The sequence below is a fragment of the Paenibacillus antri genome (genome assembly GCF_005765165.1).
GTDB lineage: Bacteria > Bacillota > Bacilli > Paenibacillales > YIM-B00363 > Paenibacillus_AE > Paenibacillus_AE antri.
Genome location: NZ_VCIW01000020.1, coordinates 38,329 through 64,128 on the forward strand (window position 1 = coordinate 38,329; position 25,800 = coordinate 64,128).

At 59.2% G+C, this 25,800-nt stretch carries 24 protein-coding genes; 7 read left to right on the forward strand and 17 right to left on the reverse strand.

Annotated features, from left to right (window positions below; genetic code table 11):
* Positions 1 to 251 precede the first annotated feature (251 nt).
* Together FE782_RS24425 and FE782_RS24430 are read right to left on the reverse strand one after the other, a co-directional pair.
* A complete protein-coding gene (locus FE782_RS24425) occupies positions 252 to 1,925 on the reverse strand; it encodes a type 2 periplasmic-binding domain-containing protein (protein WP_158299523.1) in 1,674 nt (557 codons plus the stop codon).
* A 35-nt stretch (positions 1,926 to 1,960) separates the two neighbouring features.
* Positions 1,961 to 3,691 (reverse strand): sensor histidine kinase, encoded by a 1,731-nt coding sequence (locus FE782_RS24430; RefSeq protein WP_138196984.1) that lies wholly within the window; start codon positions 3,689 to 3,691, stop codon positions 1,961 to 1,963.
* A gap of 207 nt (positions 3,692 to 3,898) precedes the next feature.
* Here FE782_RS24430 and FE782_RS24435 point away from each other — a divergent pair, with 207 nt between their 5' ends.
* Positions 3,899 to 4,399: a hypothetical protein gene (locus FE782_RS24435; RefSeq protein WP_138196985.1), complete on the forward strand. Its 501-nt coding sequence runs from the start codon at positions 3,899 to 3,901 to the stop codon at positions 4,397 to 4,399.
* A 33-nt stretch (positions 4,400 to 4,432) separates the two neighbouring features.
* On the opposite strand, the gene FE782_RS24440 is transcribed toward FE782_RS24435, so the two are convergent.
* From FE782_RS24440 to FE782_RS24450, 3 genes are all read right to left on the reverse strand, one after another.
* Positions 4,433 to 5,593, reverse strand: a complete 1,161-nt coding sequence (locus FE782_RS24440; protein ID WP_138196986.1) for an AI-2E family transporter — start codon at positions 5,591 to 5,593, stop codon at positions 4,433 to 4,435.
* The gene (locus FE782_RS24445) at positions 5,560 to 6,294 is read right to left on the reverse strand and encodes a GTP pyrophosphokinase (RefSeq protein WP_138196987.1); all 735 of its coding nucleotides are present in this window, start codon (positions 6,292 to 6,294) and stop codon (positions 5,560 to 5,562) included. The genes FE782_RS24440 and FE782_RS24445 overlap by 34 nt, the downstream gene beginning before the upstream one ends.
* 82 nt (positions 6,295 to 6,376) lie before the next feature.
* Positions 6,377 to 7,123 (reverse strand): helix-turn-helix domain-containing protein, encoded by a 747-nt coding sequence (locus FE782_RS24450; protein ID WP_158299524.1) that lies wholly within the window; start codon positions 7,121 to 7,123, stop codon positions 6,377 to 6,379.
* Between the two features lie 299 nt (positions 7,124 to 7,422).
* Between FE782_RS24450 and FE782_RS24455 the strand changes: the two genes are divergently transcribed.
* Complete coding sequence (locus FE782_RS24455; protein WP_138196989.1) at positions 7,423 to 9,528, forward strand: alpha-galactosidase; 2,106 nt, start codon at positions 7,423 to 7,425, stop codon at positions 9,526 to 9,528.
* 60 nt (positions 9,529 to 9,588) lie between these two features.
* Here FE782_RS24455 and FE782_RS33215 read toward each other — a convergent pair whose 3' ends face one another.
* From FE782_RS33215 to FE782_RS24490, 7 genes are all read right to left on the reverse strand, one after another.
* A complete protein-coding gene (locus tag FE782_RS33215) occupies positions 9,589 to 10,086 on the reverse strand; it encodes an alpha/beta fold hydrolase (RefSeq protein ID WP_338016917.1) in 498 nt (165 codons plus the stop codon).
* 196 nt (positions 10,087 to 10,282) lie between these two features.
* Complete coding sequence (locus tag FE782_RS24465) at positions 10,283 to 11,101, reverse strand: GDSL-type esterase/lipase family protein (protein ID WP_138196991.1); 819 nt, start codon at positions 11,099 to 11,101, stop codon at positions 10,283 to 10,285.
* 69 nt (positions 11,102 to 11,170) lie between these two features.
* Entirely contained in the window at positions 11,171 to 11,500 is a 330-nt protein-coding gene (locus FE782_RS24470; protein ID WP_138196992.1) for a DUF5634 family protein, read from the reverse strand.
* Between the two features lie 121 nt (positions 11,501 to 11,621).
* Entirely contained in the window at positions 11,622 to 13,130 is a 1,509-nt protein-coding gene (locus FE782_RS24475; protein ID WP_138196993.1) for an alpha-glucosidase/alpha-galactosidase, read from the reverse strand.
* A 115-nt stretch (positions 13,131 to 13,245) separates the two neighbouring features.
* Entirely contained in the window at positions 13,246 to 14,172 is a 927-nt protein-coding gene (locus FE782_RS24480) for a helix-turn-helix transcriptional regulator (RefSeq protein ID WP_439116455.1), read from the reverse strand.
* Positions 14,169 to 15,158: a Gfo/Idh/MocA family protein gene (locus FE782_RS24485; protein ID WP_138196994.1), complete on the reverse strand. Its 990-nt coding sequence runs from the start codon at positions 15,156 to 15,158 to the stop codon at positions 14,169 to 14,171. Before FE782_RS24485 ends, FE782_RS24480 begins: the two co-directional genes overlap by 4 nt.
* A gap of 18 nt (positions 15,159 to 15,176) precedes the next feature.
* Positions 15,177 to 17,189 carry a putative bifunctional diguanylate cyclase/phosphodiesterase gene (locus tag FE782_RS24490; protein WP_138196995.1) on the reverse strand — a complete coding sequence of 671 codons (2,013 nt, stop codon included), beginning with the start codon at positions 17,187 to 17,189 and terminating at the stop codon, positions 15,177 to 15,179.
* A 164-nt stretch (positions 17,190 to 17,353) separates the two neighbouring features.
* On the opposite strand from FE782_RS24490, the gene FE782_RS24495 reads away from it, so the two are divergent.
* Genes FE782_RS24495 through FE782_RS24505 form a run of 3 tightly spaced genes read left to right on the forward strand, consistent with a single transcriptional unit; the run spans position 17,354 to position 18,460 of the window.
* Entirely contained in the window at positions 17,354 to 17,584 is a 231-nt protein-coding gene (locus FE782_RS24495) for a spore coat associated protein CotJA (RefSeq protein WP_138196996.1), read from the forward strand.
* Positions 17,581 to 17,862, forward strand: coding sequence for a spore coat protein CotJB (locus FE782_RS24500; protein WP_138196997.1), 282 nt, complete (start codon positions 17,581 to 17,583; stop codon positions 17,860 to 17,862). Before FE782_RS24495 ends, FE782_RS24500 begins: the two co-directional genes overlap by 4 nt.
* A gap of 28 nt (positions 17,863 to 17,890) precedes the next feature.
* Positions 17,891 to 18,460 (forward strand): manganese catalase family protein, encoded by a 570-nt coding sequence (locus tag FE782_RS24505; RefSeq protein WP_138196998.1) that lies wholly within the window; start codon positions 17,891 to 17,893, stop codon positions 18,458 to 18,460.
* 84 nt (positions 18,461 to 18,544) lie between these two features.
* Here the strand turns inward: FE782_RS24505 and FE782_RS24510 are convergent, their stop codons facing one another.
* Entirely contained in the window at positions 18,545 to 19,528 is a 984-nt protein-coding gene (locus FE782_RS24510) for a hypothetical protein (RefSeq protein WP_138196999.1), read from the reverse strand.
* Positions 19,529 to 19,709: 181 nt separating this feature from the next.
* On the opposite strand from FE782_RS24510, the gene FE782_RS24515 reads away from it, so the two are divergent.
* Both FE782_RS24515 and FE782_RS24520 read left to right on the forward strand, forming a co-directional pair.
* On the forward strand, positions 19,710 to 20,351 hold the full coding sequence (locus FE782_RS24515; protein WP_138197000.1) for a YsnF/AvaK domain-containing protein: 642 nt from the start codon (positions 19,710 to 19,712) through the stop codon (positions 20,349 to 20,351).
* A 31-nt stretch (positions 20,352 to 20,382) separates the two neighbouring features.
* The gene (locus tag FE782_RS24520; RefSeq protein WP_138197001.1) at positions 20,383 to 20,784 is read left to right on the forward strand and encodes a YsnF/AvaK domain-containing protein; all 402 of its coding nucleotides are present in this window, start codon (positions 20,383 to 20,385) and stop codon (positions 20,782 to 20,784) included.
* A gap of 45 nt (positions 20,785 to 20,829) precedes the next feature.
* Here FE782_RS24520 and FE782_RS24525 read toward each other — a convergent pair whose 3' ends face one another.
* The 4 genes from FE782_RS24525 to FE782_RS24540 form a co-directional block, all read right to left on the reverse strand.
* On the reverse strand, positions 20,830 to 22,989 hold the full coding sequence (locus FE782_RS24525; protein ID WP_158299525.1) for a PAS domain-containing sensor histidine kinase: 2,160 nt from the start codon (positions 22,987 to 22,989) through the stop codon (positions 20,830 to 20,832).
* Between the two features lie 53 nt (positions 22,990 to 23,042).
* Positions 23,043 to 23,915: a DMT family transporter gene (locus FE782_RS24530; protein ID WP_138197003.1), complete on the reverse strand. Its 873-nt coding sequence runs from the start codon at positions 23,913 to 23,915 to the stop codon at positions 23,043 to 23,045.
* Positions 23,916 to 23,918: 3 nt separating this feature from the next.
* Positions 23,919 to 24,830 (reverse strand): DMT family transporter, encoded by a 912-nt coding sequence (locus tag FE782_RS24535; RefSeq protein ID WP_238392648.1) that lies wholly within the window; start codon positions 24,828 to 24,830, stop codon positions 23,919 to 23,921.
* A 90-nt stretch (positions 24,831 to 24,920) separates the two neighbouring features.
* Positions 24,921 to 25,793: an AraC family transcriptional regulator gene (locus FE782_RS24540; RefSeq protein WP_138197004.1), complete on the reverse strand. Its 873-nt coding sequence runs from the start codon at positions 25,791 to 25,793 to the stop codon at positions 24,921 to 24,923.
* Positions 25,794 to 25,800 lie beyond the last annotated feature (7 nt).

Below are 25,800 nucleotides of genomic sequence, written 5' to 3' on the forward strand. Positions count from 1 at the left end.
AAAAACCGACCAGTATCGGGTCATGAGAACCATGAATGTGTTCCAATGATATTCCTCCTGTACTCTCTCTTCCGCGCTTTCCTCTTTACGAAGGACCTTAAGGCATAACTATTAGTATATTTCAGAAAACTCGACAATTTCTGAACAATTTTTGTCGAAAACACTCGAATAACGATAAAGAAGGAGCCTGTCGTTGCGTCCCCGTTTTCGCAGCGACAAGCTCCCCTTTCCTTTCAGTCCGCGCCTTCGGTTTATTCGACCGAGACGTCCCACGCGTTCACTTCCCGCGTAATTTCGTCGCCGCCGTGCTCCCGCCAGCTTCGAACGAACGCGTCGAACGCGTCCGCCTCTTCTTTGCCGTAAACGATCTTTAGAAAGGCCTCTTTCTCCAGCTTCTGCAGCGCCGGCCACTTCGTCCGCATCGCGGGGGTCGGCACGCCGAGGAATTGATCCTTCTGCGCGTAAGCGAGCTGTCGGTCCCCCACGATCTTGCCCTCGAGGAACAGCTTGGAGCTGGTTTCCGCCAGCTTCTTCTCGTACGGCGATTCGATCTGCCCGCGATACACGCGCTGCTCCAAGCTTTCCTTCAGCACGCCCTCCGGCGTACTGCCGGGAGCGATCAGAAGCAAGTTCGCTACGGTCGTCGTCGCTCCCTTGAAGTCGTAAACGTACTTGCCGTCTACGATCTTATAATCGTAGTTTTCGCCGAACCCGTGCATGAAGTCCGATTCCGGATCTTCGATGAGCGCGCCGTATACTTCGTCCCAATAGCGGAACAACGCTTCGATATACGGGAAATCCTTGCGGAAAATGTAGCTTCCGTAGGATACCTTCGAGCCTCGCCGCCCGATCTTGCCGTCCTCCCCGGCCGGGAACGGAATCGGCCGATACTCCGGCTTGAAGCCGTTCTCGTCCTCGTGCACCTCGCCGAGCGGCCACCCGCCCATCCACCCCGGTCCCGAAACGACGCCCGCTTGTCCCTCCACGAAGAGGTTCGCCGCGGTCAGCTCGTCATGCGTGCCGAAGTCGCGATGGAGCCATCCCTGGTCGTACCACGTCCGAAGCCGAGCAAGCGCCTGCTTGACCTCCGGCTGCACGGAGCCGTAGGCGAGGCTGCCGTCCGGCATTCGATTCCATTGGTACGGCTGATCGCCGTAGGCGCCGAACAGGAAGCTCGCGTCGGCGAGCCAGCCGTTCAGAGAGTTCTTGCCGGCCAAAGCGAGTCCGAACGTATCTTGCTTCCCGTTCCCGTCGGGGTCCTCGTTCGTGAACGCGTCCAGCGCCGTCTCAAGCTCTTCGATCGTCGTCGGCGGAGCGAGCCCCGCCGCGTCGAGCCAGTCTTGGCGAATCCAAAGAATCGGATCGCCGACCTTGCCGTCCGATATTTGCGGCAATCCCCACTTCTTGCCGTTCGCCGTCACCGTCTTCCAGACGTCCGGATTTTTCGAGTACGCTTCCTTCATCCTGGGCGAGGCGTACGTCTCGAACGCTTCCTCGATATCCATGAACCGTCCGGATTCGGCGATGTCGTCGAGCAGCTGCGGCAGTACGGCGTCGTTCAGGTACAACACATCGGGGATCGGCTCGTCTCCCGTAAGCGCCAGCTTGGTCTTGTGCAGAAGCGCGGCTTCGTCGACCAGCACCCACATGCTGTTCTGAATAATGCCTAGCTTCTCCTTCGCCCACCGCGAGATCGGATTGTCGTCGATCGAATCGGGCGGAATCAGCTTGCCCATCTCGCTGTCGTTCAGCACCCTCGACGTCGTAACGACGACCGGAGGGTCGTACGGGATCGACTGCCCCGTCTCCCCCGCCGTCTCCGGCGCCGGGTCGACGGGGGTGTTCGCGTCGGCGCAGCCCGCGAGGCCGATCGCCAGGACGAGCATCCCCGCGAGTATCGTACGGCTTTGGTGAACATGCATCATTGTACATCCGCCTCGTTTTCTAAATATGGATACCGTCATTCCGCCTCTTCCGCCGCATCCACGGGCCAGCGCAGCGTCGCCCGAACGCCCCCCGACGCCGAGCGGGAAAGCGACAGTCCCGCTCCGGCGCCGTACCGATGCGCGATGCGTTGGTGCACGTTCCGCAGCCCGCGAATGTCGCCGGACGATTCCGGCGAGGCGAACGAATCGTTCAATCGCTCGAGCTCGTCGTCGGACAGGCCGACGCCGTCGTCTTCCACCGCGAAGACGACGAACCCCGCCTCGATGCGCCCCTGAATCGAGATCGAGCCCGGCCCTTCCTTCGGCTCGAGGCCGTGGGCGATCGAATTTTCCACCAACGGCTGGAACAGCAGCCTTGGTACGAGAATCGATTCAAGCGCTTCCGGGATGTCGACGCGATACGTAATTTTCCGCAGCTGCATGTCCATAATTTCCACGTACGCGTTAACGAACGCGATTTCTTCGCGCACCGTGGCGTCCAACGTTTCGTTCCTCGTCGTATATCGGTAATAGTCCGCCAAGCTGTAAGCCATCGAGATGACCGGCTCCGTTCGCTTCAGCTGCGCCATGCTGACGATGAACGCAAGGCTGTTGTACAGGAAGTGAGGGTTGATCTGCGACTGGAGCTGCTTCATGACCGCTTCCTTGGCCCGCAGCTCTTCGCGGTACACTTTCTCGATCAAATGCTGCATGCGCGCCGCCATCCGGTTGAACTGTCCGAACAGCCGCGTGAAGTCCCCGTGCCGGACGTTCAAGATCCGCGTCGACAGGTCGCCGCGTTCCAACCGCTCCGCGCCGGCGCCCAACAGCCGGATCGGCACCTGCACCTGCGAGTAGATCAAATACGCCGCGCCGGCGCCCATCAGCAGCAGTAGGGCCGCCGTAACGTAAAACAAGTTTCGGCTGAACGTTACCGGCGCGAGAATGTCCTCGAGCGGCGCGTAATCGATCAAGCTCCAAGGCAGCTCCTCGGACGACAGTCCGTACACCAAATACCGTTCGCCGTCCACCGTCACGACGCGATGTCCTTCCTTCATCGTCTCGCCCCCGACGGCGCCCGCGTCGATCAACCGGCGGATGAAATCCATATCCGCGCTCGTGTTCGGCAGCACCTCGTTCGCTCCCCCGTAGAGGAACGGGTCGTTATTCCCTTTGGTCTTGAAGCTGTCGAGCAGGGAGACGATGTTGTCGGCCATCAGGTCGACCTCGACGACGACGGATGCGCGGTTCAGGTCGCTCGAGGCGGACGCCGGTTCGACGAAGAAACGCGTGAACGCCTGTTTCTCGATGTCGTTCACCCGGATCGTGCGGAATCGCCACTCGTTCGACAGATTCGCTCGCAAATACGACTCGTCGTACGGAAGCAGCGAATACGAAGAGATCGCGTGACCCGCTCCCGGAAAGTACAGATTGATCCGGTTCATCCAAGCCGCCGACATGCTGAACAGCTTCAGCTTGTTCTGCAGATCGTCGAGCAGCATGGCGTAATCGTACCCGTCGGCCGGAATGAGGTTCCCCGCGAGCGCCGCGAAATCGGGATCTTGGGAGATCAGGTTGGAATATTGAGACACCTGGTCCAAGGCGCCTTCGATTTGGTGCATGAAAATCGCGAGCCGATTTTGGTTCGCGATCGTAATCTGTTCCTCGACGATCCCCGTGCCGACCCGCTGAGAGAGCGTGTACAGCGCGATGACCGGAGTCATCAGGGTAACGATCAACAGCATGACTTTCGTTATAAGCTTCATACGTCCTCCGCCGCGCACTTTTCCTAAAAGAAAGATTCGACGCGAAGCTGCGCATTCCTGTTCCGCCGCGATTGGAACGGAATCCCATCCGGCGGGCGGAAACCCGGCCTTAAGTCCAGTCGCGCCATGCAACCGAAGATGGGAGACGCAAGTCCCGGATTGCGATAAAATGTGGAAAGTTCTTCACTTACGGAAAGAGGGATACGAATGAGCGTTAGAGGCATTTCGGGAGCGGTGCTGCTCCTATTGGGGGCGTTCCTGTTCATGAATCAAGGGGAGACGTTCGACGTCGGCGACATCTTCGGCTACTTCTGGCCGTCGATCTTCGTCATCCCGCTCGGACTGTTTTTCCACTGGCTGTATTTCGGGGTGACCGGGCGCAAGGGCGTCGGCGTGCTCGTTCCCGGCGGCATTCTGCTGACGGTCGGCGTCGTATGCCAAATCTCCATGCTGTACGACGCGTGGCACATTATGTGGCCGGGCTTCATCTTGGCGCCGGCGGTCGGACTGTTCGAGCTGTATTGGTTCAGCGGACGAAATAAATATTTGCTGATCCCGATTAACATCCTGACGGTGATCTCGCTGCTGTTCTTCGCCGTCTTCTCGATCGGCTCGGTCTTTAACTTCTTGTCCGGCAAGCCGTATATCGCGATCGTGATGATCGTCGTCGGCGCGATCGTGCTCATGAGCCGCAAGAAGCAAGCATAAACTCGCCCATTGGGAAAACGAAGCCCGTCGCGACTACGCGACGGGCTTCTCCGCGTCGTCCGAACGCTGCCGAACGAAGCGATACATATGAACCGCGACGACCTTGGACACCGCGTATCCCGGGATCGCGAACAACAATCCGATCGGACCGAAGAGGGAGCCGACGACCAGCAATAACAAAATGATGGTCAACGGATGGATGTTCAGGCCTTTGCCCATAATCCACGGCGACAGCAGATTGCCCTCGAGCTGCTGCGCGACGACCGTTACGATCAACACCTTCAGCGCCATGTCCGGCGATTGCGCCAAGCCGACGAGCACGGCCGGAGCGGCGGCCAAGAACGCGCCCAAATAAGGAATGACATTCGTGATCATCGCGATGAACGCCAGCAGCACCGCGTACCGCAGTCCGATCAGCTGAAAGCCGACGAGCATCAGCAACCCGACGCAAACGGCGACCGTCATCTGCCCCCGGATGAAGAACCCGATCGTGCGGTCCATCTCGGACATCAGCTTTCGGGCGTCCGCTTGCCTCGCCTTCGGAATCATCCCGATGAACCCTTCGAACATCTTGTCCCCGTCCTTCAATAGAAAATAAAGAACGAACGGGACGATGACGACCAACAGGAACGCGTTCGCTACGGCGCCGAGCACGTTCGTCAGATTGGAGCTGACGAGGTCGACGAGCGTCATCGCGTACCCCGAGGCCGTCGCAGCGATCGATTCGACGTCAAGGTTCAGTCGATGCAGCCATACGGCGAACGCCTCGGATCGGGCGAGTTCGTATCCCACGGCGACGGCGCGTTCCACGAAATTCGGAAGGCCCGCGATCAATTGCGCGAATTGCGTCTTGATCATCGGCCCGACCGACAGCCCGAGCAGCGCGAGCGCCCCCGCCGCGACGAAGTACAGCAGCAAGATGGCGAGCGACTTCGGCACCCGTCGCTTCACCAGAAATTGCATCGGCGGACGCAGCAAGAAAAACAACACCCCCGCGATGAGCAGCGGCCCGACCAACGTCCGGAACGCGACGACGAGCGGTTGGAAGATGAAATCGATCTGCGCGCCCAGCCAGACGATGAGAAACAGAAGCAGAACGCCGACGCCGATTCGAAACAGCTTATTTTCTATAGGACAACTCCTCCTCGCCCGAGCTTCACTTACGATTGTTCTTCGACTAGCCTGAGCAGCGATTCGGGGATAGCGAACGACTGTCGATCGATCAGCAGCCGCATCTCGCGATCCTGCGCCGAGGCGGACGTTTGCTTGATCTCGTCGACCTCCCTCCGAAGCCGTTCCATCTTCTCGTCCAATTCCGCCGCGGTGTCGGCGGCTTCCTTCAATTCGGCGAGCAGCCGCTCGGGAACGGAGCCGTTATACTTATAGAAGATCTTGTGCTCGAGACTCGCCCAGAAATCCATCGCGATCGTTCGGATTTGCACTTCTACGGCGACGAGCTCCTGGCGATCCGACATAAAGACCGGTACCTCGATCAACAGATGCAGACTTTTATATCCGTTCGGCTTCGGCTGTTTCAAGTAATCTTTAACAGATACGAAATTCAAATCGTCTTGGTTCCGCAGCATGTCGGCGATCCGGTAAATATCGGATAAAAACGAACATGTAATGCGGATCCCGGCGATATCCTTCACGGAGTTCCGGACGTCGGCGAGAGACGCGACGCCGCCTTTGCGGATCAGCTTTTTCATAATGCTTTCCGGAGATTTCAATCTCGACTTCGTATGTTCGATGGGGTTGTACTCGTGCAGCAGTTGGAACTCCTCTTGCAAGATTTCGATTTTCGTCTCGACCTCGCTGAGCGCGAACTTGTACATCATCATGAAGCGGGTCAACTTGTTTCGAACGGTTTTCCATTGATCGATAGGGTGATCCATAACGGCTTCCTTCCGTGCATCTTTTCGATGTTTGTCCATTACAGCTTAACCGGATGTTCGCATTCGCATCGCTTCCGGTCCCTTACAGCAGCTTCAACGTCTCGCCGACGTCCGGCGTTCGGTTTGCGCGATAGGCCGACGGCGAGACGCCGACGTACCGATGGAACACCTTCCCGAAATAGCTCGCGTCCGCGAAGCCGCACCGCTCCGCCACGGTTTCGATCGGGAGTCGGCTTTGGCGCAGCAGGCGCGCGGCGGCCTCGACCCGCTTCCTCCGCAAATATTGGATCGGCGACGCCCGATAATACTCGTTGAACTTCTTGCAGAAGTGATGCTTCGTTACTCCGGCCAAGTCCGCCAATTCGCCGAGCGAGAGATCCTCCGCATAACGGTCCGCCATCCATGCGGCCGCGAGCGCGTACGGCTTCGGGATGTCCCGGCGGCTTCCCTTGCCTTCCGCCCTGCGCTTCGATAGCGTCAACAGCCATTCGTACAGCCTCGCCGAGACGTCCCACATATCTTGGAACGCGCCGTCGGCCGCCGCGCGGTACAGCAGCATCAGCTTCGTCACCGTCTCCGAGTCCGGTCGGAAGTCGGAGACGGGCCCCTCCGCCTCGATCCATTCCTTCCAAAGCGACGAGGCTTGGATGCCGGACAATCGGACCCAGAGAAACTCCCACGGCTCTCCCGAGGACGGCTCGGCACCGTCGCGAAGAACGCTTGCCCCTTCTTCGCCGGATACTCGCGTCCGTCCGCCTCGAGCCGCCCTTCGCCGGATAACGTATATTGGAAAATCAACCCTTCTCCCCCGCGCGTCATGCCGTCCCACGAATAGTTCGACTCCCTCACGGCATGAAGTCCGATCGATATCAACCGGAACAGCTCCGGCCTTGGCGCCTCCACATATCGAAACCCGTACGAACCGGAAGACAACACAATCTCACCTCGAGCGAACGATTCATTCCTTCTTTCTAATCATACTTCGAGCGCCCGACGAATGCCAACGCGACAGAAACAAGCAGAACAATATCGTCCCAATCGAATCACTTATTTCCTATTGAACCCAACGATCCTGTTCCTTACAGTGAAGATAAATTCATCCCATTACGAAGCTTGAGGGGGATTTCGATGAACGTGGAACGGTTCGAATATCGATTTCAGGATTGTTATGTTCTAGCGGACGAAACGACGCTAACGGTCGGGAACGCGCTCTTGGAGCAGCGCTTCGACGTTCGGGACGGCGCGCTCCGCCCGGTTTCCGTGCGGAATGTTGCGCTCGGCGACGAGTGGCTGCGGCAGGAAGAAGCGTGCGCTCCATTGTTCCGTCTGCCGGGAATGCCGGACTCGCCCGCGCGCCGGGCGTTCCTCTCGGCCGAAGCGGACGACGATCTCGGCACGGCGGAAGCGCATCTGCGCGTTCGGCTGGACGTCGCGTACCGCGATTCGGCGCTGCTCGTTCGGACGACGTGGCGACTATATCCGGGGAGGCCCTTCGCGCAGCAGGAAGTCTCGGTCAAGCGGCGATCGCCGGAGGACGAAGCCGCATCGCTCGACGGGTTCGCGATCGATGTTCCGGAACGGGAGTCGAGAGGCGACCCCGATCCAACGGAGCGGCAGGATTATATCTATTCGCTGCCTCTCCGGGAGCTGCATTGCCGGTACGAAGCCGTCGAGCTGCGCGATGTGACGGATCGAACGAATACGCTCGTCCGGCTCGCGCAAGGGCGGCTGTTCCCCGCAGGGCGCGACTCCCTCGACGGAAACCTCTTATTTTTGGAAAAGGCGCTTACCCCCTCCGGCCTTCTGGTGGTGAAGGAAGGTCCGACGCCGGCGGGGCGGCTCGGCGCGAACGCGCCCGATTTCGCCTTCGAGGGACGGCGCCTGATCGTGCAGGGCTCCGGATTGGACGCGGAGCATCTCGCCGCGCCCGACGACGACTTCCTGGCCGCGTACGGCTCCGCGATCGGCGTCTACGACGGCACCGAGACGGGCCGCTCGGACGTATTGGACGCCTACCACCGCGGCATTCGAATCATCCGTCCGGAGCTTGATTTCTTCCTCATGAGCAATACTTGGGGAGACCGTTCGAGGGACGGGCGCGTAAGCGAACCGTTTCTGCTCGCCGAGCTCGAAGCCGCCGCCCGGCTCGGCGTCACGCATGTGCAAGTCGACGACGGGTGGCAGGCGGGGACGACCGTCAACTCCGCCAACGCCGCGGCCGAGGGGGGCGGACGGTGGAGCGGCTATCATGCGGCCGGTTCGGATTTCTGGCGGCCGCACCCGGAGCGTCTGCCGAACGGACTTACGCCGATCGCGTCCCGCGCCGCGGAGCTCGGCATCCAGCTAGGCTTGTGGTTTTCGCCGGACTCGGACGATGACTTCCGCCATTGGGAGAAGGATGCCGACATCCTCCTCTCGCTGCACCGGACATACGGCGTCCGCCACTTCAAGATCGACGGCGTCATGCTGCGCTCCAAGCGCGGCGAGCGGAATGTGCTGCGCTTGATGCGCAAGGTCGTCGCCGAATCGGGCAACGGCGTGTACTTGAATTTGGATACGACCGCTCAAGTACGCTTAGGGTATTTCGGTCGGACGCAATACGGCGGCATCTTTTTGGAAAACCGGTACACGGATTGGTCGAACTATTACCCGCATTGGACGCTCAGAAACCTGTGGATGCTGTCGAAATACGTTCCTGCTCGTAAGCTGCAGATGGAGTTCCTGAACGTCCGACGGAATCAGGATCGGTACGGGGACGACCCGCTCGCGCCAGACGCATGCGGACCGCTGTACGGCTTCGCCGCCGCCCTGTTTTCCAATCCGCTCGCTTGGATGGAGCTGTCGGGGCTCGAGCAGCGGGATGCGGATGCGTTATCGCGCCTCGTTCGACTCGTCGCTCCATACCGCGACCGGATCCTCTCGGGGCGCGTGCTTCCGATCGGCGACGAGCCGTCCGGCGCGGGATGGACGGGACTGCAAGCCGCGGCGGGCGACAGCGAAGGCTGCGTTCTCGTCTTCCGGGAGCGAAACCTGGAACCGTCCCGCCGCTTGAAGCTTTGGGGACACGGCAACGCCCGGCTTCGGTTCGAACGCGTGGCGGGCATCGCCGATGCGAACGCGTTGCTAGAGAATGGGGTTCCTTACGATGCCGCGCCGGACGAAGAAGGGCGCTACCGGTTCGAGCTGCCCGCGCCTCTCACCTTCGCGTTGTATACGTACCGAGTCGAGCCGTAAGGCGCTCCGCGAAAGAAAAAAGGGGCTGTCCCAATGGGACAGCCCCGAACGTTTGCAAGCCTATTCGTTCCGTTCCACGAACGCCGCGATCGGCGCCGGGTCTTCCAGACTGTGCGGATGATGCGCGACGCCGGGCTTCAGCACCGTCTCGACGAAGCCGCCGAGCTCCGGGTACCGGCGTTCGAGCCGAGCGCCGTTCTCCGCGAACGGGACGACCTCGTCGGCGTCTCCGGCGATCAATAGGATCGGGATGCCGGCTTCGGCGACGGGGCCGAGAGAATCGAGCGGATTGCCGTCGAACGCCGCCGCCGTCTCCATCGTTAGGCCGTAGACGGCCAAGCACTCCTCCCAGCACGAGCGGTCGCCCGGGCCTTCCCCGAGCCCGCCCGGCCAGCTGCGGATGTCTAACACCGGCGCGTCGAGGTAGAGCGAAGAGACGCCTTCGGGATGAGCCGCGGCGTAATTGAAGGCGTACAAGCCGCCTCGGCTGAAGCCGAACAACGCCGCCTTCGGGGACAAGCCGAACGCGCGAACGACGCTCGCCCGGAACCGCTCCATGCGGCGCACCGCTCCCGGACAGCCGTACTGGTCGGGAATCCGGTAATACGCGAGATGGTATCCGCGCTCGAGCAGCGCCAGATCCGCTTGCGCGAACGCCCCGAAAAACTCGGCGCGCCACACCCAAGGCTTCCCCGTCGTCGGAACGGACGGCGAGATCAGCAGTCCTTCGCGCCCGTCCACGTAGAAGTCCGTTCTACGGTAGCCGTTCCACTCGGATTCGACGACGTCGTAGACGTCCTCGCCGCGAGGCGCCGCTCCGGAAGCGCCCGCGGCTTCCTCCGGCGCGCGCTCCAGATGAACGTTTGAACAGCCGCGAGAGCAGCGTCTTCGCAATGATCCAGTGGCCTCTCGCTTCCGGATGGATGCCGTCCCCGTACCGAAACGAAGGGTCGGCCGCGCGGGCCGCTTCGATGTCCCGTAGCAGCGGATCGTGCACGTTCACGACCGCGTCGACCTCCGGGGCCAGCGAGAGCACCCACTGCTTGTACACGCTTAACACGTCTTCGTTGTAAGCCGGGTACGGACGAAGGTAGCTGTATTCCCCTTTCGCGCCGGCCGTCGAACCGCGATTCTCCTGCGCCCCCATCGAGGCGTAGTCGAACGGCGGAGGCGTGACGAGGATCGTCTTGGCTCCCGCGCCCTTCGCCTTCGCGACGGCCTTCGCCAGCCCTTCGCGGTACGCTCCGAATCGATCCTCGGACAACGGATAATAAATGCCGTCGTTCATGCCGTAACAGAGGACGACCCAATCCGGCCGGCTCTCCGCAAGCGCTTGATCCAGCCGCTCGTGCAAGCACGGCCGCGGCCAAGGGTGATCCGGCTCGCTCAGGCCGGACACGGTTTCGCTGCTGACCCCGCGATTCACGAACGTCGGTCGGCGCTCCGGCGCGTGACGCTCGAAGTAACGATCCATATACGCGATATAACGGCCGTCATTCGTAATGCTGTCGCCGAGAAACAGGACGGTCGGCCGATCCGGCAGCGCCCCGTCCTTCATCCACAATGTCCCCACGCTTCTCTCGCTCCCCTAGGAATTTTTCCCCATTTTAGAGAGCGAGGCGCGTCCTGTCAACCGGAACGGTTACTTTCTTGTAAAAATTCCGGCGGCATCCAACGCCGCTTCGACGTCGGGATACCCTTCGCCGGCGACGCGATTGTCGATCTCCAGCGTCCAACGGTCCTCGACCGGCCGATACCCGCCCGCGGCGGTCGCCGCATGAAGCCTCCGGATCAGAATGAAATCGTTGCCGCGACGGACGCTGTATCCGGCGTGCAGCCGGTCCTCCTTCTCCTTCCCGACGAAGGCGACGCAGGAGTCCACGGCGAAGTCCGCCATGATCCGCGCCGCGGACCGCTCCAGCTCGTCCTCGATCGCCTGCAACGGGGTAGAAGCATTATGGGTTGTCGTCATCTCGAGTACCCTCCCTGATTTTTCCTTACTTTGCCCCGTTAGGATGCGAGGAATACTTCCAAGCGTCGCCTTGGAAAAAGAAACGGTTCCGGCGCAACGCGCCGGAACCGTTCCAATCGTCTTACGCTTTCGCTTCCGCCCGGTCTTTCCCCTTGTCGGCTTCGGACGCGTTCTTGTTCGCCGCCTCGCGGTCGAGCTTCATCTCCTCGACCGTCTTCACGGCGAGGCGCGCGGCTCCCTTATAGCCTTCGCGCGTCGGCAGCAGCGGCCCCTTCGCGAGCCGCTCTTTCGCCTCTAGAATGGCCGCGCCGTACTGCGGCAGCCACTTCTCCTGCGCGACGAGCATCTCGTCGACCATCTGCCAAATCTCCTTCGGATTGCAGACGGCGCCGACGAGCGGGTCCATCATGAACGCTTGGCGCAGCAGCTTGTCGTCGCCGCGCACCGCCGCTTCGACGGCGAGACGCTGCACGTTCACGCTGACGGTGCACACTGCCGCCGGTCCGAGCGGCAGATCGCCGACTTTCGTCATCGAGATGCCGTTGCCGTCCACGTAACCGGGCGCTTCGATGACGCAATCGTTCGGCAGATTCGAGATGACGCCGTTATTGATCACGTTGAAGTGACCTCGATACACGCGCCCCGTCTCTAGACCTTCGATAATGTAAGAGCCGTGTTCCTCGCTTCGCTGATCCGCGGCGTACGCGCGAGCCGGCTCCTTCATCCAATTCGGGAAGTCGGTCTCGAACCAGTTGCGGCCTTCCGTGCACACGCGAAGGTAGCCGCCGGTTTCCCCGTTAATCCAGCTGCCGAGGTCGATCCAGTCGTTGATTTCGTCCGGGCGCTTCCGGTACCACGGCACGTATTCGCTTAAGTGGCCGTTCGATTCCGTGCTGTAGTAGCCGAAGCGGCGCAGCATATCGATGCGCACCTTCTCCGTACGCGCGTAATCCGGGTGATTTTCGAACGCTTCGAGCAAGCCCGCCGTCAAATCTTTGCCTTGATGGCGAATTTGGATGTACCACGTCTGATGGTTGATGCCCGCGCAAATAATGTCGACGTCCTTCTTCTCGAGGCCGTACACCTTCGCGATCTGATGGTGGCCGCCCTGCACGCCGTGGCATAGGCCGACCGTATTCACGCCGCCGTACGTGTTGCACGCCCACGTCAGCATCGCCATCGGGTTCGCGTAATTGAGCAGCAGCACGTCTTCTCTGGCGTTTTCCCGGATGTCCTTGCAGATGCTCAGCATCTCGGCGATGCCGCGTTGGCCGTACATGATGCCGCCTGCGCACAGCGTATCGCCGACGCATTGGTCGACGCCGTATTTGAGCGGAATGTCCACGTCCGTCGCGAACGCCTCGAGTCCGCCGACCCGAATCGTGCAGATGACGTACTTCGCATCCTTCAGCGCGGTCCGGCGGTCGGTCGACGACTGGATTTCGATCGCGAGTCCGTTCTCCCGGATGTCGCGCTGGCATAGCTCCGTCACCATCTGTAAATTATGTTCGTTGATGTCCGTGAACGCGACCTCGATGTCGCGAAACTCCGGCACGCTGAGCAAGTCCCTCAGCAAACCGCGCGTGAAGCCGATGCTGCCCGCGCCGATGAAGGCGATTTTGAAAGACATGGTCCATTCCTCCGTATTCATAAGTGATACGCAACTTGCACTTATTGTAGCAAGCCGAGCGGAGGAAGCGTTATCAAAATCATGACTTCTTAAGGGCCCCCGGTGTCAAAAATCCTCACCTTCGCTCCCCGTCGTCCCAGCGGTGCGCGTCCATCGTCTGCCGGAATTGCACCGGCGTCATGCCCGTGTGGCGCTTAAACAACGCATGGAAGTATTGCCGGCTCCCGACGCCGACGTAATCGGAGATGTCCGCGATCGGAATGTCGGTGCGCAGCAGCAGCATCTTGGCCTTCTCCATCCGCAGCCCCGTCAAATATTCGGTGATCGTACGCCCCGACTGCGACTTGAACAACCGGTGCACGTACCCCGGGTGCAAATTGACGGCGGCGGCGACGTCCTTCGCTTGAATGTCTCGGTCGTAATGCTGCCGCATGAATTCGATGCACTTGCGCACGTAGAGCTCCGCCTGCGGCGCCGCCTCCGATTCGGCCTCGTCCCGAAGGCGCGCGATGCGGATGAGCAGCTGCGCGAACAGCAGACTCACCAACGGACCGCCGCCGTCCGCGCCGCGACCGCCGCCGGCGTCCAACGCGTCGAGCTCAAGCACGAGGCCCCTAAGCGCATGGTACACTTCGTCGGGGTCGCGGAGCACCGCGTAAGTCACCGGCGCTTGCAGCAGCGCCGCGAGCGCTTTCTCTTCGCGCGCGAGGGCGCGGATCGACGGCACGCCGGCGCCGCTCGTCGCGAAGCCGAACTCGACGTTGAGCATGCGGCACGAGCCTTCGACGATGAGCCGATGCGGTACGCCCGCGGCGACAACGATGAATTCGCCGTGCGACAGCGTAACGTCTTCCGGGGGCCCGCCGTCGCGCGCAACCTCGATTCGGCACGAACCGCGAATCAAATACATGATCTCCGTAGAATCGTGCCGATGGAACGGCATATCGAACGCGTTCCATTGGCGGAAATAATACGCGTACGCCGCCGGACGGACGTCCTCCGCCCATGCGACCGCGGGGAACAGCATCCCTGCCGCGCTCATCTCGCCTTGCGGTCGGCCGGATAGACGAGCCCCATCTGCCGGCGCGCTTCGTCCATGACGCGCATCGTCGCGAGCGACGTCGCGAAATCGTTGACGTTCGATTGCGTCTCGCCGCGGCGCGCCGTCTCCATGAAGGCCTCGATCTCGTAACGCATCGTATGTTCGGACTGCGGCCGAGTCAGGTCCTCGACGGCGCCGTCCCGCGTCCGCCGCTCGACGCGCGTCGGCTGGCTCATCTTATCGAAGACGAGGTTGCCGTCTTCGCCTTGAATTTCGCACGGCGCTTCGGAAAACGTAATCTTCGAATACGTTACGACCGCCTCCATCCCGTCGTACGCCAGGATGAGGCTGCCCTCTCCGTCGACGCCCGACGAAAGCAGGACGCCGTTCGCCTTCACGGCGCGCGGCGGTCCGAACAGGCGGATGACCGGATATAAGCAATAGACGCCCAGATCCATTAACGCGCCGTTCGACAACGTCGGGTCGAAGGCATTCAATACGGTGCCGGCCCGGTACGCGTCGTACCGAGACGAATATTGATTATACGAGGCTTGCACGCGTCGTACCGTTCCGATTCGGCCGATATGGTCCCTTATCGCCTCGAAATTCGGCAAGAACGTCGTCTTCAGCGCTTCCATGAGCAATACGCCGTTCCTTCGGGCCGCCTCGACCATCGCCGTCGCCTCGGCTTCGTTCGAGGCGAGCGGCTTCTCGCACAGCACGTGCAGCCCTCGATCCATGCAGCGGATCGCCTGCTCCGCATGCGCCGCGTTCGGACTCGCGATGTACACCGCGTCGATCGTCCCCGAAGCCGTCATCGCGTCGAGGTCGTCGAAGCGCAGCGGGATGCCGTTCCGCTCGGCGTAGGCCTCCGCCCGCTCCGCCGAACGGGAATACGCCGCCTCCGCCCGAAATCCTTCGACCGTGCGTCCCGCTTGCAAAAATTGTTCCGTAATCCAGTTGGTGCCGACGATACCGAATCGCATGCTCCGTCCCCGTCCTTCCTATCCGTTCGGTTCGGATCGAATCCGATCCAACCATTGTTCCGCCGCTTCCCGCCTGAGCGGCTCCGAATAATAATACCCTTGGATCTCTTCGCAGCCGATCGAAGCGAGGAAGCGAAGCTGATCGGCGCGTTCGACGCCTTCCGCCGTCGTCCGAAGCCGCAGCTCGCGCGCCATCGACAGCATCGCCTTGACGATCGCTTGATCTTCGGCGCTATGGGGAAGACCCTCCACGAACGACTTGTCGATCTTCAGCCGGTCGACGGACATCCGCTTCATATAGGCGAACGCGCTGTAGCCCGTGCCGAAGTCGTCGATGCCGATGCGCACGCCGAGCCGGCGCAGCTCGCCCAATTGCTTCCGCGTCCGTTCCTCGTCCCGCATCGCCGCGCTTTCCGTCATCTCCAGCTCCAGCTGCTTGCCTTCCAAGCCCGATTCTATCAGAATCGTGCGCACCTTATCAACGAAGTCGTTCTTGCGCAGCTGCTCGAACGAGACGTTGACGGAAACTCGCAGCTTCTCGCCGTATTTCTCGTTCCATGCTCGAATTTGCCGGCACGCTTCCCGCATCGCCCACTCGCCGAGTCCGACGATCGCCCCGTTCTGCTCCGCGAGCGTGATGAACTTCTCCGGCCGGATCGGTCCGCTCCCCCGATTCCATCGAAGCAGCGCCTCGAAACCGGCGACGCGGCCGGTTCGCAGATCCAGCTGCGGCTGATAATACAGCTCCAAGCCGCTGCCGTGCTGCGCCCCCTTCAGCTCTTGCTTCATTCGGTGATCTTCGAAGTCGAACGCATCCAACGCTTCGGAGAAGACGTGGTACGCGTCCCGCCCCTTCTCCTTGGCCCGGTACATCGCGAGATCCGCCCGTTTCATCGCTTCGCCGGCCGTCGTCGCGTGCGTCGGCACATGCGCGATGCCGACGCTGGGCGTCACCAGCATTGAATGTCCCTCGTATTCGATCGGCTTCGGCACCGACCGGAGCATGCGCTCCGCCGCCGCGACCGCCTCTTCCAACGACCTGCCGGGGCCCACGACGAGAAACTCATCCCCTCCGAGCCTGCCGACGACGTCGCCTTCGCCCATCGCTCCCCTCAACCGTTCGGCCGTCTCCAGAAGCAGGACGTCCCCCGCTTGATGGCCGAGCCAATCGTTCACTTGCTTGAATCGGTCCAGGTCGATCAGCATGACGAAGCAAGGCTCGCCGGTCCGAATGCGTTCTTCCAGATAATCCGTTATAAACATCCGATTCTTCAAACCGGTCAGCGAATCGTGGTAGGCGATATGTTCCAGCTGCTCGTTTTTTCGTTCCAGCTGTTCCTGCTTCGCGACGAATTGACGTTCGCCGATAATGACGGTCGTCATCGTCATCAGAAGCAGCGTCAGAAATTCGACGATATAGAAATCGTAATTCTCTGCGTAGCCGAAAGCTTCGACGAACGTCAACGAACATCCGAGGAAGGCATGACTAATGAGGAACGCTAGAAAGACGATAAAGCCGTAACCGCTCTTCTTTCGTTCCGCTTGGTCGATGCGCAGCTGCCTGACGAGACGCATCGTAAGAAACACGAAGGCGATCGCGTAGCCGACGCCGTTCGCGAACAGCAGCCAGTCGACCGTACGGGGATCGGCGCCGAACAGGAAGGCCGAGCCATACACCGCCGAGAAGACGCCGCCCATCAGAATCGCTACGGATAACTGCCTATACGCCGTTCGGGAGCGGTGCGAGACGTCCTTCGGGAATAACCTCCCTGCCGCGCGCCGGATCGCGGCGGCATGCAGCAGCGAAGCTACCGCCATCAAGCCGAGGGTGAGCGCGTCGATGCGAAACAGCCCGAAGCATTGAAGCGTCAGCGATTGCGTCGTCCATAGGACGGCGCCCCCGAAATACGGAGCGACGGTCTTCAGCCGCTTCATCCACGCGAATCCGGAATGCAGCGGGAGCAGCAGAACGATAAAATAAGCCATATTCGCGAGAAGCGATAGCAATAGATAGATTCGTTGTTGTTCCAAATAAGCGGCCTCCCGCCGGCGATCCCCGAAATTCCCTTCATTGTAAGGTCGCGGAAAGCTTCGAACAACGGAAATATAAACGCGACAAATAGGACTGGACTAATCCGGCCGAAGTGTGCATATGCATATCAACGGAGTATTTCGTATCCGCGGGAGGTAATGACATGTCAACGACAAGGAAAAGCTACGAGCCGTTTGTCGGTCCGTTCGATCCATGCCCGCCGATCCGTATCAAGACGTACGAAACGCCCCCTCAACTCTACTTAGGATTCCAACCTTACGGATTGCCGCAGTTCGGGCCGTCAGAGGCGCTGAAGCGCGGCACATTATGGCCAGCCTTATATGCGCCTTACACGAACCCCTATGAAACGCCGAAGGGAGCGAAGCGAGAATGACGCACTCCTCCCAATGGAAAGAAGACGATTGGAAGACGTATTACGACTTAATGCGGCAGATGCAAGAGACCGACTTCGTCCTCGTCGAGTTGAATTTGTATTTGGATACGCATCCGGACGACCAAGCCGCGATCGCGCAATTCAATCAATACGTTCAGCGAAGCATGGCGATCAAACACCAGTTCCAATCGCTGTTCGGACCGCTGTATCACTTCGGAGTCAGCTATTCGCCGATGCCTTTCGCCTGGAAGGAAGCGCCCTGGCCGTGGCAGGTATAATCGAACGAAGCAAGGGGGGAACCCGAACATGTGGGTGTACGAGAAGAAGCTGCAATATCCCGTACGCGTAAGCAAGTGCGATCCGATGATGGCGAAGTTCTTAATCGAGCAATATGGAGGAGCCGACGGCGAGCTGGCGGCCGCCCTTCGGTACTTAAACCAACGGTACACCTTGCCGGAAAAGGTCATCGCGATCGTCAACGATATCGGAACCGAGGAGCTGGCGCACCTCGAGATGATCGCGACGATGATCTATAAGCTGACGAAGGACGCGACGCCCGAGCAGTTGAAAGCCGCGGGACTCGGCGATCATTACGCGAACCACGATAAGGCGCTGTTCTATCATAATGCCGCCGGGGTGCCGTGGACGGCCGCCTACATTCAAGCGAAGGGGGATCCGATCGCCGACCTGTACGAGGACGTCGCCGCGGAGGAGAAAGCCCGGGCGACGTATCAATGGCTCATCGACATGACCGACGACGTCGATCTGATCGACAGCCTGACCTTCCTGCGGGAACGCGAAATCGTTCACTCTCAACGGTTCCGGGAAGCGGCGGAGATGCTGAAAGTCGATCAACAAACGAAGAAAATATTTTGACGACGCCAAAGTCCGCGCCCCTACGAGAGGCGCGGACTTTTTTTGCGCTGCAAGCTTATGCTGCGAATGCATTCCAGCTGATCGCTAGCGGCAATCCGGGCCAACCGGTTCACTCATCTTACTTGCATGTATCAAGAAATGTTTTATATTGTCTAATGAAATCCCACTATGAAACCTTCTAACTTCAAACAATGTCCATTCTTCGACATGTTTTATTTTTGCTAAATACGTTCGCTTTCCTTTGCGCTGCTCATAAAGAAAATCATTATACTTCTCGACCTTTTCATGAGCCTCGCCTTCGATTATTTCTTTAATCCTTTTTTCATAAAACGCGGTTGCGCTGTCCGCCCATGCGATTAGTTCGCTTCTGGGCGTTGTCGAACACCGTATCTCCTCTACTCCTTTTAAATAAAACGTACAGTCATCTATATCGTACTTGGACGAAAACAGAAGATGCAATAAGTTCCAAAAGTATTCCGCCTCATGTTCGAGATCCCATCTAGCGCAATATCCAGGATGTATCGTCACATGGGTAGAAATAAACCCCGCATAAAGTAAATGTAAATCGCAAACTTTCCTGAAGGAACTAGGAATTAGATGTTCGCTTCCTAGAAAGGAAACGATTTCGTCCGTAAGTATAATTTGTTTAATGTCGGTCACTTTTTCTCTCTTTACGTTAATGAACAGATCCGTCGCAGCACTAAATCGATCCGTTACTAAAATTTCTCCTGTCAGGTTCGGTTCCTTTTCTCTGAATTCAATTAGCGAATTACGAATTACTTCTTCGAAAACTTGAAAGCCTTCTATTATTTCATCAAAAGTATCCAAAGCGTAAGGAGGAGATACGACTTCAATAATGCTATTGGAATATTCAGGGTGAATAGCCCACCCCTTTTCAAAAAAATAACTTGCTTTTTGCATTAGATTTTCGCTAATGCCCGATAGAGACATGATTTCATTTACAATCTCCTGCGCTGCTAATAAATAACCGATGAAACCACGTTCTTTATAAATTAATGCGTATTCTTTTTCGATTCCGAACTCAAACCTGTTGGGAACAATCTTCATCGTTTCCTCCTTATCTTAACAAACTGACTCCCACTCCATGGAAATATTCTCGCCTCATTATACCAGAACCTACGTTCGTTAACGCACTCCGGATTTTTTAATCGCCCCGCGGATAGCTTCCCTTCCCGGGGGGATCATAACAGGGTAAGCATTCATCAATACTTTTCCGGGAGGAATCCTCTTGGCCTTTTTCAACTTATTCAGCGACGATGAAGAGGAAGAAAATAACGAACCGAAAGCGAAAAGAGGCAAGAACGACGTGAAGAGGGCCGAGGATCGGGACGCGGATGTCGAAATCGCCGAGGAGATCCGCCCTGTTTCATGCGGGGCGGAATGCGACGTAACGATGGAGGCGGCCGAAAACCTGGATACGGACATGCTGGACGATGCGGAATTCGGCGAGGAAACGGGAACGGCCGTTGCGGAAGTCCCGGCGAAAGCCGCAACGCTGCGGTTGAAAGCCGAGGAACTCGAAGTTACTAAAAACATGACGCAAGCGGGCGAAGTCATCCTGCATAAGGACATCGTCGAGGAACAAAAGACGGTCAGCGTCCCCGTCGTTCATGAGCAAGTCGTTATCGAGCGGAAGACGATTCATCGCGAACCGACCTCGGAAACGATCGGGAAGGAAGAGACGATTCATATCCCGGTGAACGAGGAGAAGGTCGACGTCCGTAAGCGCACCGTCGTCATCGGAGAAGTGTCGACTCGCAAGCGCGAAGTGACGGAAACCGAGAGCGTCAGCGAAAAGCTGCGCCGCGAAGAAGTCCGCGTGGATGTGAAGGGCGATACGACGGTCATCGACGATCAGGTGCAGGGGTAAAGGTGTCTTTTCTTAAAGGAGAGGGCATTTCATGAGTTCCGAGGAACGAAACGGAGGCTCCCTGCCGCGAACTTGGAAGCTTCGCGAAGAGGAACTGTCCATCGAAAAGACGAAGGTGACTGTTGGAGAGGTTATCGTTCGCAAGGAAATCGTAAAGGAAGTAAAAACCGTTACGGTACCCGTCGCTCGGGAAGAGCTTGTCATTGAAGAAACGCGTTATAACGAAAACGGGGAAAAAGGCGACCCTCGGATCAAACGAATTCCCATTTGGGAGGAACGCATCGAAATCGCGAAGAAACCGGTCATCGTCTCGGAGGTTTCGATTTATAAGCAGGTCGTATCGCAAACGGAAACGATCAGCGAACCGGTAAAGAAGGAAATCCTTCGCATCGAGGAAAACGGAGATCCAGATCTGTTGCGATTATTCGAGTAAAGAAAGTCCGCGCCTCGACATCAAAGGCACGGACTTTTCCTCGTGTCACGAAATCGCGAGAGGCAGCGCGATCGTGAACGACGTTCCTTCGCCGACGACGCTGGACACGGACACCGTCCCGCGATGCGCCTCGACGATTTTATAGCTGACGCTGAGGCCGAGCCCCGTGCCGTATTCCTTCGTCGTGAAGAACGGTCGTCCGACGAACGGAAGCTTCTCTTCCGGGATACCGCGGCCTTCGTCGACGAACCGGATAACCGCCCGTTCTCCCTCCGCTCGCGCTCGGATGACGATCGTCCCCCCGTCCGGCATCGCTTCGATCCCGTTCTTGATCAGGTTGATGAACACCTGCTTCAGCTGATTGTCGTCGCCGCGGACGAGCAGCGGTTCGGCCGGCAGATCGAGGAACAGCTCGATGCCGCGAAGGTTCGCCTGGGTCTCGAGCAAACTCGCGACGCTTCGAAGCAGAGCGGTCGTATCTCGATTCGCCATTACGGTGCTGGTGGGCTTGGCTAGGATAAGCAGCTCGCTCAGGATCGTCTCGACCCGCGACAGCTCGTCGTTCATGATACGGAAGTAATACGGCTTCTGCGCGGTCCCGGACTGCATCAGATGCAGGAACCCCTTCAACGAAGTCAACGGGTTGCGAATTTCGTGCGCGATGCCGGCGGCCAATTGTCCGGCGGCCGACAGCTTCTCGGATTGTTGAAGCAGCGCTTCCGTCTTCTTCCGCTCCGTCACGTCCCTAACGATCGTATGTACGGCTTCCTTATTGTTGTAGATCGTCGGGATCGATTTCACTTCCACATCGATCGTCTTCCCGTCCAAGCCGACGAAGACGGACTGCGCCAGCTCCGCGACGCGTTTGTCCTGCTCCACCATTCTCCGGCGCGCGGCCGAAGCGTCGCGGTACGCCGGATGGATCAACGTCATCGGGTCGATCTCGTACAGCTGCTCCTTATTTTTCGCGCCGAGGAGCGCGACCGCCGTGTCGTTCACGTACGCGAATCGGCCCCCGACTCCGACGAAGATCGCGTCCGGCGAATGCTCGACGAGCTCGCGGTACTGTTCTTCGGCTTCCCGCAGCCGCCGACGCTCGGCTTCACGCTCGCTCACGTCCCGCAGCACCGCGATATACTCCGTCGCTTTGCCCGTTTGTTTTCCCCGAATGCGCTTCGTCCGGCTCTCGATCCAGACGTAATCGCCATACTTCGTACGGCAGCGGAACGTGGACAGCCGTTCGTCCGCGAACGACTCGCGGAGCGGCTCGACGTCCTCCGGGTGCACCAACGACATCGCGTCGACGCCGACCAGCTCCTCCGGTAAGTACCCGAGCATCGACGCCGACGAAGGCGACACGTACGTGAGGATGCCGAACGGATTATAGCGGACGATGACGTCCAGCGAGTTTTCGGCGAGAAGGCGATATTTCCGCTCGCTCTCCTTCAGCTGCCGAATGAGCCGAGCCTGCGGCGTGACGTCCTTGGCGATGCCGTATACGCCCACCGCTTCTCCGTCCACGATGATCGGCGCATGGGTGACGCTGAGATGCACCTTGCTCCCGTCGGCATGCGGCACCTCCGTTTCGAACCGGAACGTATCGAGCGAGCCTTCGTGCGCATGTTCGAGCGCGTGCCGGATGCCATCCTCCAGCGGCTTCGGAAACGCGGAGCGCCATGCGTCCGGCGTATACCCCGTAATGCGCTCGACGGAATGGTTCAAGCTCGTGAGCTCGCCGTCCATACTAACGGCGTACACGAGATCCGGATGCTCGTCGAACAACGACTTGTATTGCTGCATATGCCGCTGAAGCAGATGCTCCGCCTTCTTGCGCGCCGAGATATCCTGCAGCTGCGACACGAACACCTGGGGCACGCCGTCCGCGTTCCGAACGACGGAGAGGGTATGCTGCACCCACACATGCACGCCGTCCTTGCGGATGTACCGCTTCTCGTTCTGATAATCGTCCATCGTACCTTCGATCAGCTTGGCGCGCATCCGCTCGCCTACGCCTGCATCGTCCGGGTGCGTAATATCGAGGTACGTCATGGTGAGCAGTTCGGCTTCCGAATAGCCGGTCAACTTGCAAATCGAAGGATTCACCTTCTGAAATCTTCCGTTCAACGCGACGACGGCCATGCCGATCTTGGCGTGAAAGAACGCGTGTTGGAACAGCGAATCGGTCTCCATCTGCGGAAGCGTCAAGGCGGTTCCCCCTCCGGGAAAAAAGGTTGTGGATTCTAGCGGCGCAATCGGAATCAGGAAGGTTCGACGGACGGCTTCGGCTTGCCCGGCCAGTTCAACATCGTCATGCCGGCGACGACCGTGAAGGCGCCGATCACGATGTACATTGTAATCGGCTCTCGCAGAAAGACGCCGGACCATAAGACCGTAAATAAAGCGGCCATATTCGAAACGATGACCGCGACGGAAAACTTCACCGTCCGAAGCGCTTTGGACAACATCAGGAAGCTGAAGCCGGTAATCAGGCCGAGTCCCGCGGCGCTGAGCCATGCGCCAGGCACGAACGACGGCTGCCAATCCGCCGCGAACGGCAGCGGGACCGCGGAGACGAACGACGCCCAGAAGAAGATGCTGTAGTTCATCGATACGTCGTTCATCGAATCGAGCAGCATCTTCTGACTGAGGAAGTGCAGCGCAGCGCCGATGCCCGAGAGCGCGAACAACGCCGTGATCCAGCCCTGCTCTGCGATCGCGTCCCCGAGCGAACGGCCGTTCAACGTGATCAGCAGGACGCCCCCCAAGACGACGGCCCCGGAGAGCCAGCTCTTCGCTGTCAGCCTTTCTTTGAAGAGGAATATGCCGGCGACGAGCAGCACGATCGTCTGAATCGGCTGAACGAGCATATTGCCGTACGCGTGACCGATCGTTATCGCGACGTTCTCGAATAAGTAATTGGCGCTCTTGCCGATCGCCCCGATCCAAATCCATTTATAAAACGTGGCGGGGCGAAGCGAATGACGCGAAAAATAAACGACTCCGGCCAACGCGACGACGCCGATCGAAAATCGGGCGAACGTAATCGTATAGGAATCGAATTGCAGGCCGGCGATCTTCACGAGGACGCCGACGATGCTCCACGACAACGAAGCGAGAACGAGATAAATCATCCGTTATACCGTCTTGACGGCCGGCGCGGACGGCTTCCGCTCGGAGCCGATCCAGACGAGCCCCAACGCCATGAATACGGCGCCGACGATTTGGAACGGCGAGATGCTCTCGTCGAACATCGCGTATCCCGCGACGACCGCCGCGGCGGGCACCGCGTATCGGAAGAAATTCGACCGGGTCGCGCCGACGCGGAACATGCTGGCGTTCCATGCGACGAACGCGATCACGGTGCAGAACAGCACGTTATACGCTAGGGCGGTCCACTCGACGGCGCCGAGCGTTGCCCACGCCACCTCGCCCCACGAGCCGAACGTGAACGGCGTCATGAGCAGCGCGCCGAAGAAAATCGTCCATGTGCTGACCCGGAGCGCAGAGTATTGCCTAAGCAGCGGCATCGTCGCGAGGTTATAACAAGCGCCGATGAAGCTGACGCCGAGCGCCATCGCGTTGCCGAGCATATGCTTCGAGGAAGGGTCGAAGCCGCCGCCGCCGAGGACGACGAGCGCGACGCCGATCATCGCGATGGCGCCGCCCGTCGCGAGACGCGACGTCATCCGCTCCTTCGTAACGAGAGGCGCCAGCAGCGCCGCGAAGATCGGCCAAGGCGCGACGTTCAACAGCGAGGCGTTCGCGAGCGTCGTGTATTGAATGGAATACATCACCAGTATCTCTAATAGCGTAACGCCGAATACGCCCAGGATGAACGTATGCAGCAGCGCGCGGAACGGAAGTCCGACCGAGCCCTCCTTCCACTTCAAGAGCAAGAAGAAGCACGGCACGGCGAGGCCGAACCGCAAAAACGTAAACAGCGCGGGGTCGAACGTCTCCATCGCGAATCGCGACACCCCGAAATTCGCCCCCCAAATGACGGCGACGGCAATCAATGCCGCATATGATCCCAACTTGTTCCCCACAGTCGCATTCTCTCCGATTCCGATCGTTATAGGTTCTCTGTATTAATTCTTAATATTACCTTCGATCTTGCGGGAGGAACAACTGTTATTTTAGAACTGCGCGTTAGATTGCGACCGCTTCCGGTACTGCAGCGGCGAGACGCCGACGACTCGCTTGAACAGATGGCAGAAGTACGACGCGTTCGGCAATCCGACTTCGATGCCGACCCGCTCTACCGGAACGTCGGACGATCGGAGCAGTCTGGAAGCCTCTTTGATTCGCCGGGCCGTCAAATAGTCCGTGATGCTGCTGCCGGTTTCCTGACGGAAGACCCGGGAGACGTAGTTCTTCGAGAGGTGCAGCGATTCCGACAACGCGTCCAAGGCGAAGTCGTTCGCGAAGTTGAGCTCGATCCATTGCATCACGCTTTCCGAATATCGCAGCGATCTCTCCTCGCCTTCGCCTTCGAGCGGCACGCGCCCGCCGAGCTCGCTGCGCAAGCAGGCGATGACCTGAAGCAGCAGCAGCATGTTCGACTGCTCGCTCCCCTCGTCCTTCTTCGGTTCGAAGGCGGAGAGAATCGTCTCGAGGAACGGGGTGCGCCCCGATACGTCGAATCGCTGTTCCGACAACCGCCGCTTCCATAACGATCGGAAGAACCGTTGAAGGTCCGGGAACGCCGCGGCGTACCGATCGACTTCGACCGGATCGAAGCTCATGACCGTGCGGACGTACGGCGTCGACGCGGCGGCGTCCGGGCGAACGGCATGAAGCTGGAACGGCTGAAACCAATATAAGCTTCCGGGTTCGATCTCGTACGTGCGTCGGTTGACGACGATCTTGCCGGTTCCTGCGCTGACGTACAGCAGCTCGCAGCCTTGATGGTAATGATAATATCCTTTGATCGGCGCGTCCGAACGGTGGCGGTTCATATGGAGCGCATGATCTCGATCGAACGGCACGAGATCGAATAAGGTGTCCATTGCGTCC

What these genes read in the sequence shown, in the direction of transcription:
- FE782_RS24425 (WP_158299523.1), bottom strand. Translation starts at nt 1,925, where the DNA reads ATGATGCATGTTCACCAAAGCCGTACGATACTCGCGGGGATGCTCGTC.
- FE782_RS24430 (WP_138196984.1), bottom strand. Translation starts at nt 3,691, where the DNA reads ATGAAGCTTATAACGAAAGTCATGCTGTTGATCGTTACCCTGATGACT.
- FE782_RS24435 (WP_138196985.1), top strand. Translation starts at nt 3,899, where the DNA reads ATGAGCGTTAGAGGCATTTCGGGAGCGGTGCTGCTCCTATTGGGGGCG.
- FE782_RS24445 (WP_138196987.1), bottom strand. Translation starts at nt 6,294, where the DNA reads ATGGATCACCCTATCGATCAATGGAAAACCGTTCGAAACAAGTTGACC.
- FE782_RS24455 (WP_138196989.1), top strand. Translation starts at nt 7,423, where the DNA reads ATGAACGTGGAACGGTTCGAATATCGATTTCAGGATTGTTATGTTCTA.
- FE782_RS33215 (WP_338016917.1), bottom strand. Translation starts at nt 10,086, where the DNA reads ATGGAGCGGTTCCGGGCGAGCGTCGTTCGCGCGTTCGGCTTGTCCCCG.
- FE782_RS24470 (WP_138196992.1), bottom strand. Translation starts at nt 11,500, where the DNA reads ATGACGACAACCCATAATGCTTCTACCCCGTTGCAGGCGATCGAGGAC.
- FE782_RS24475 (WP_138196993.1), bottom strand. Translation starts at nt 13,130, where the DNA reads ATGTCTTTCAAAATCGCCTTCATCGGCGCGGGCAGCATCGGCTTCACG.
- FE782_RS24480 (WP_439116455.1), bottom strand. Translation starts at nt 14,172, where the DNA reads ATGAGCGCGGCAGGGATGCTGTTCCCCGCGGTCGCATGGGCGGAGGAC.
- FE782_RS24485 (WP_138196994.1), bottom strand. Translation starts at nt 15,158, where the DNA reads ATGCGATTCGGTATCGTCGGCACCAACTGGATTACGGAACAATTTTTG.
- FE782_RS24495 (WP_138196996.1), top strand. Translation starts at nt 17,354, where the DNA reads ATGTCAACGACAAGGAAAAGCTACGAGCCGTTTGTCGGTCCGTTCGAT.
- FE782_RS24500 (WP_138196997.1), top strand. Translation starts at nt 17,581, where the DNA reads ATGACGCACTCCTCCCAATGGAAAGAAGACGATTGGAAGACGTATTAC.
- FE782_RS24505 (WP_138196998.1), top strand. Translation starts at nt 17,891, where the DNA reads ATGTGGGTGTACGAGAAGAAGCTGCAATATCCCGTACGCGTAAGCAAG.
- FE782_RS24510 (WP_138196999.1), bottom strand. Translation starts at nt 19,528, where the DNA reads ATGAAGATTGTTCCCAACAGGTTTGAGTTCGGAATCGAAAAAGAATAC.
- FE782_RS24520 (WP_138197001.1), top strand. Translation starts at nt 20,383, where the DNA reads ATGAGTTCCGAGGAACGAAACGGAGGCTCCCTGCCGCGAACTTGGAAG.
- FE782_RS24530 (WP_138197003.1), bottom strand. Translation starts at nt 23,915, where the DNA reads ATGATTTATCTCGTTCTCGCTTCGTTGTCGTGGAGCATCGTCGGCGTC.
- FE782_RS24540 (WP_138197004.1), bottom strand. Translation starts at nt 25,793, where the DNA reads ATGGACACCTTATTCGATCTCGTGCCGTTCGATCGAGATCATGCGCTC.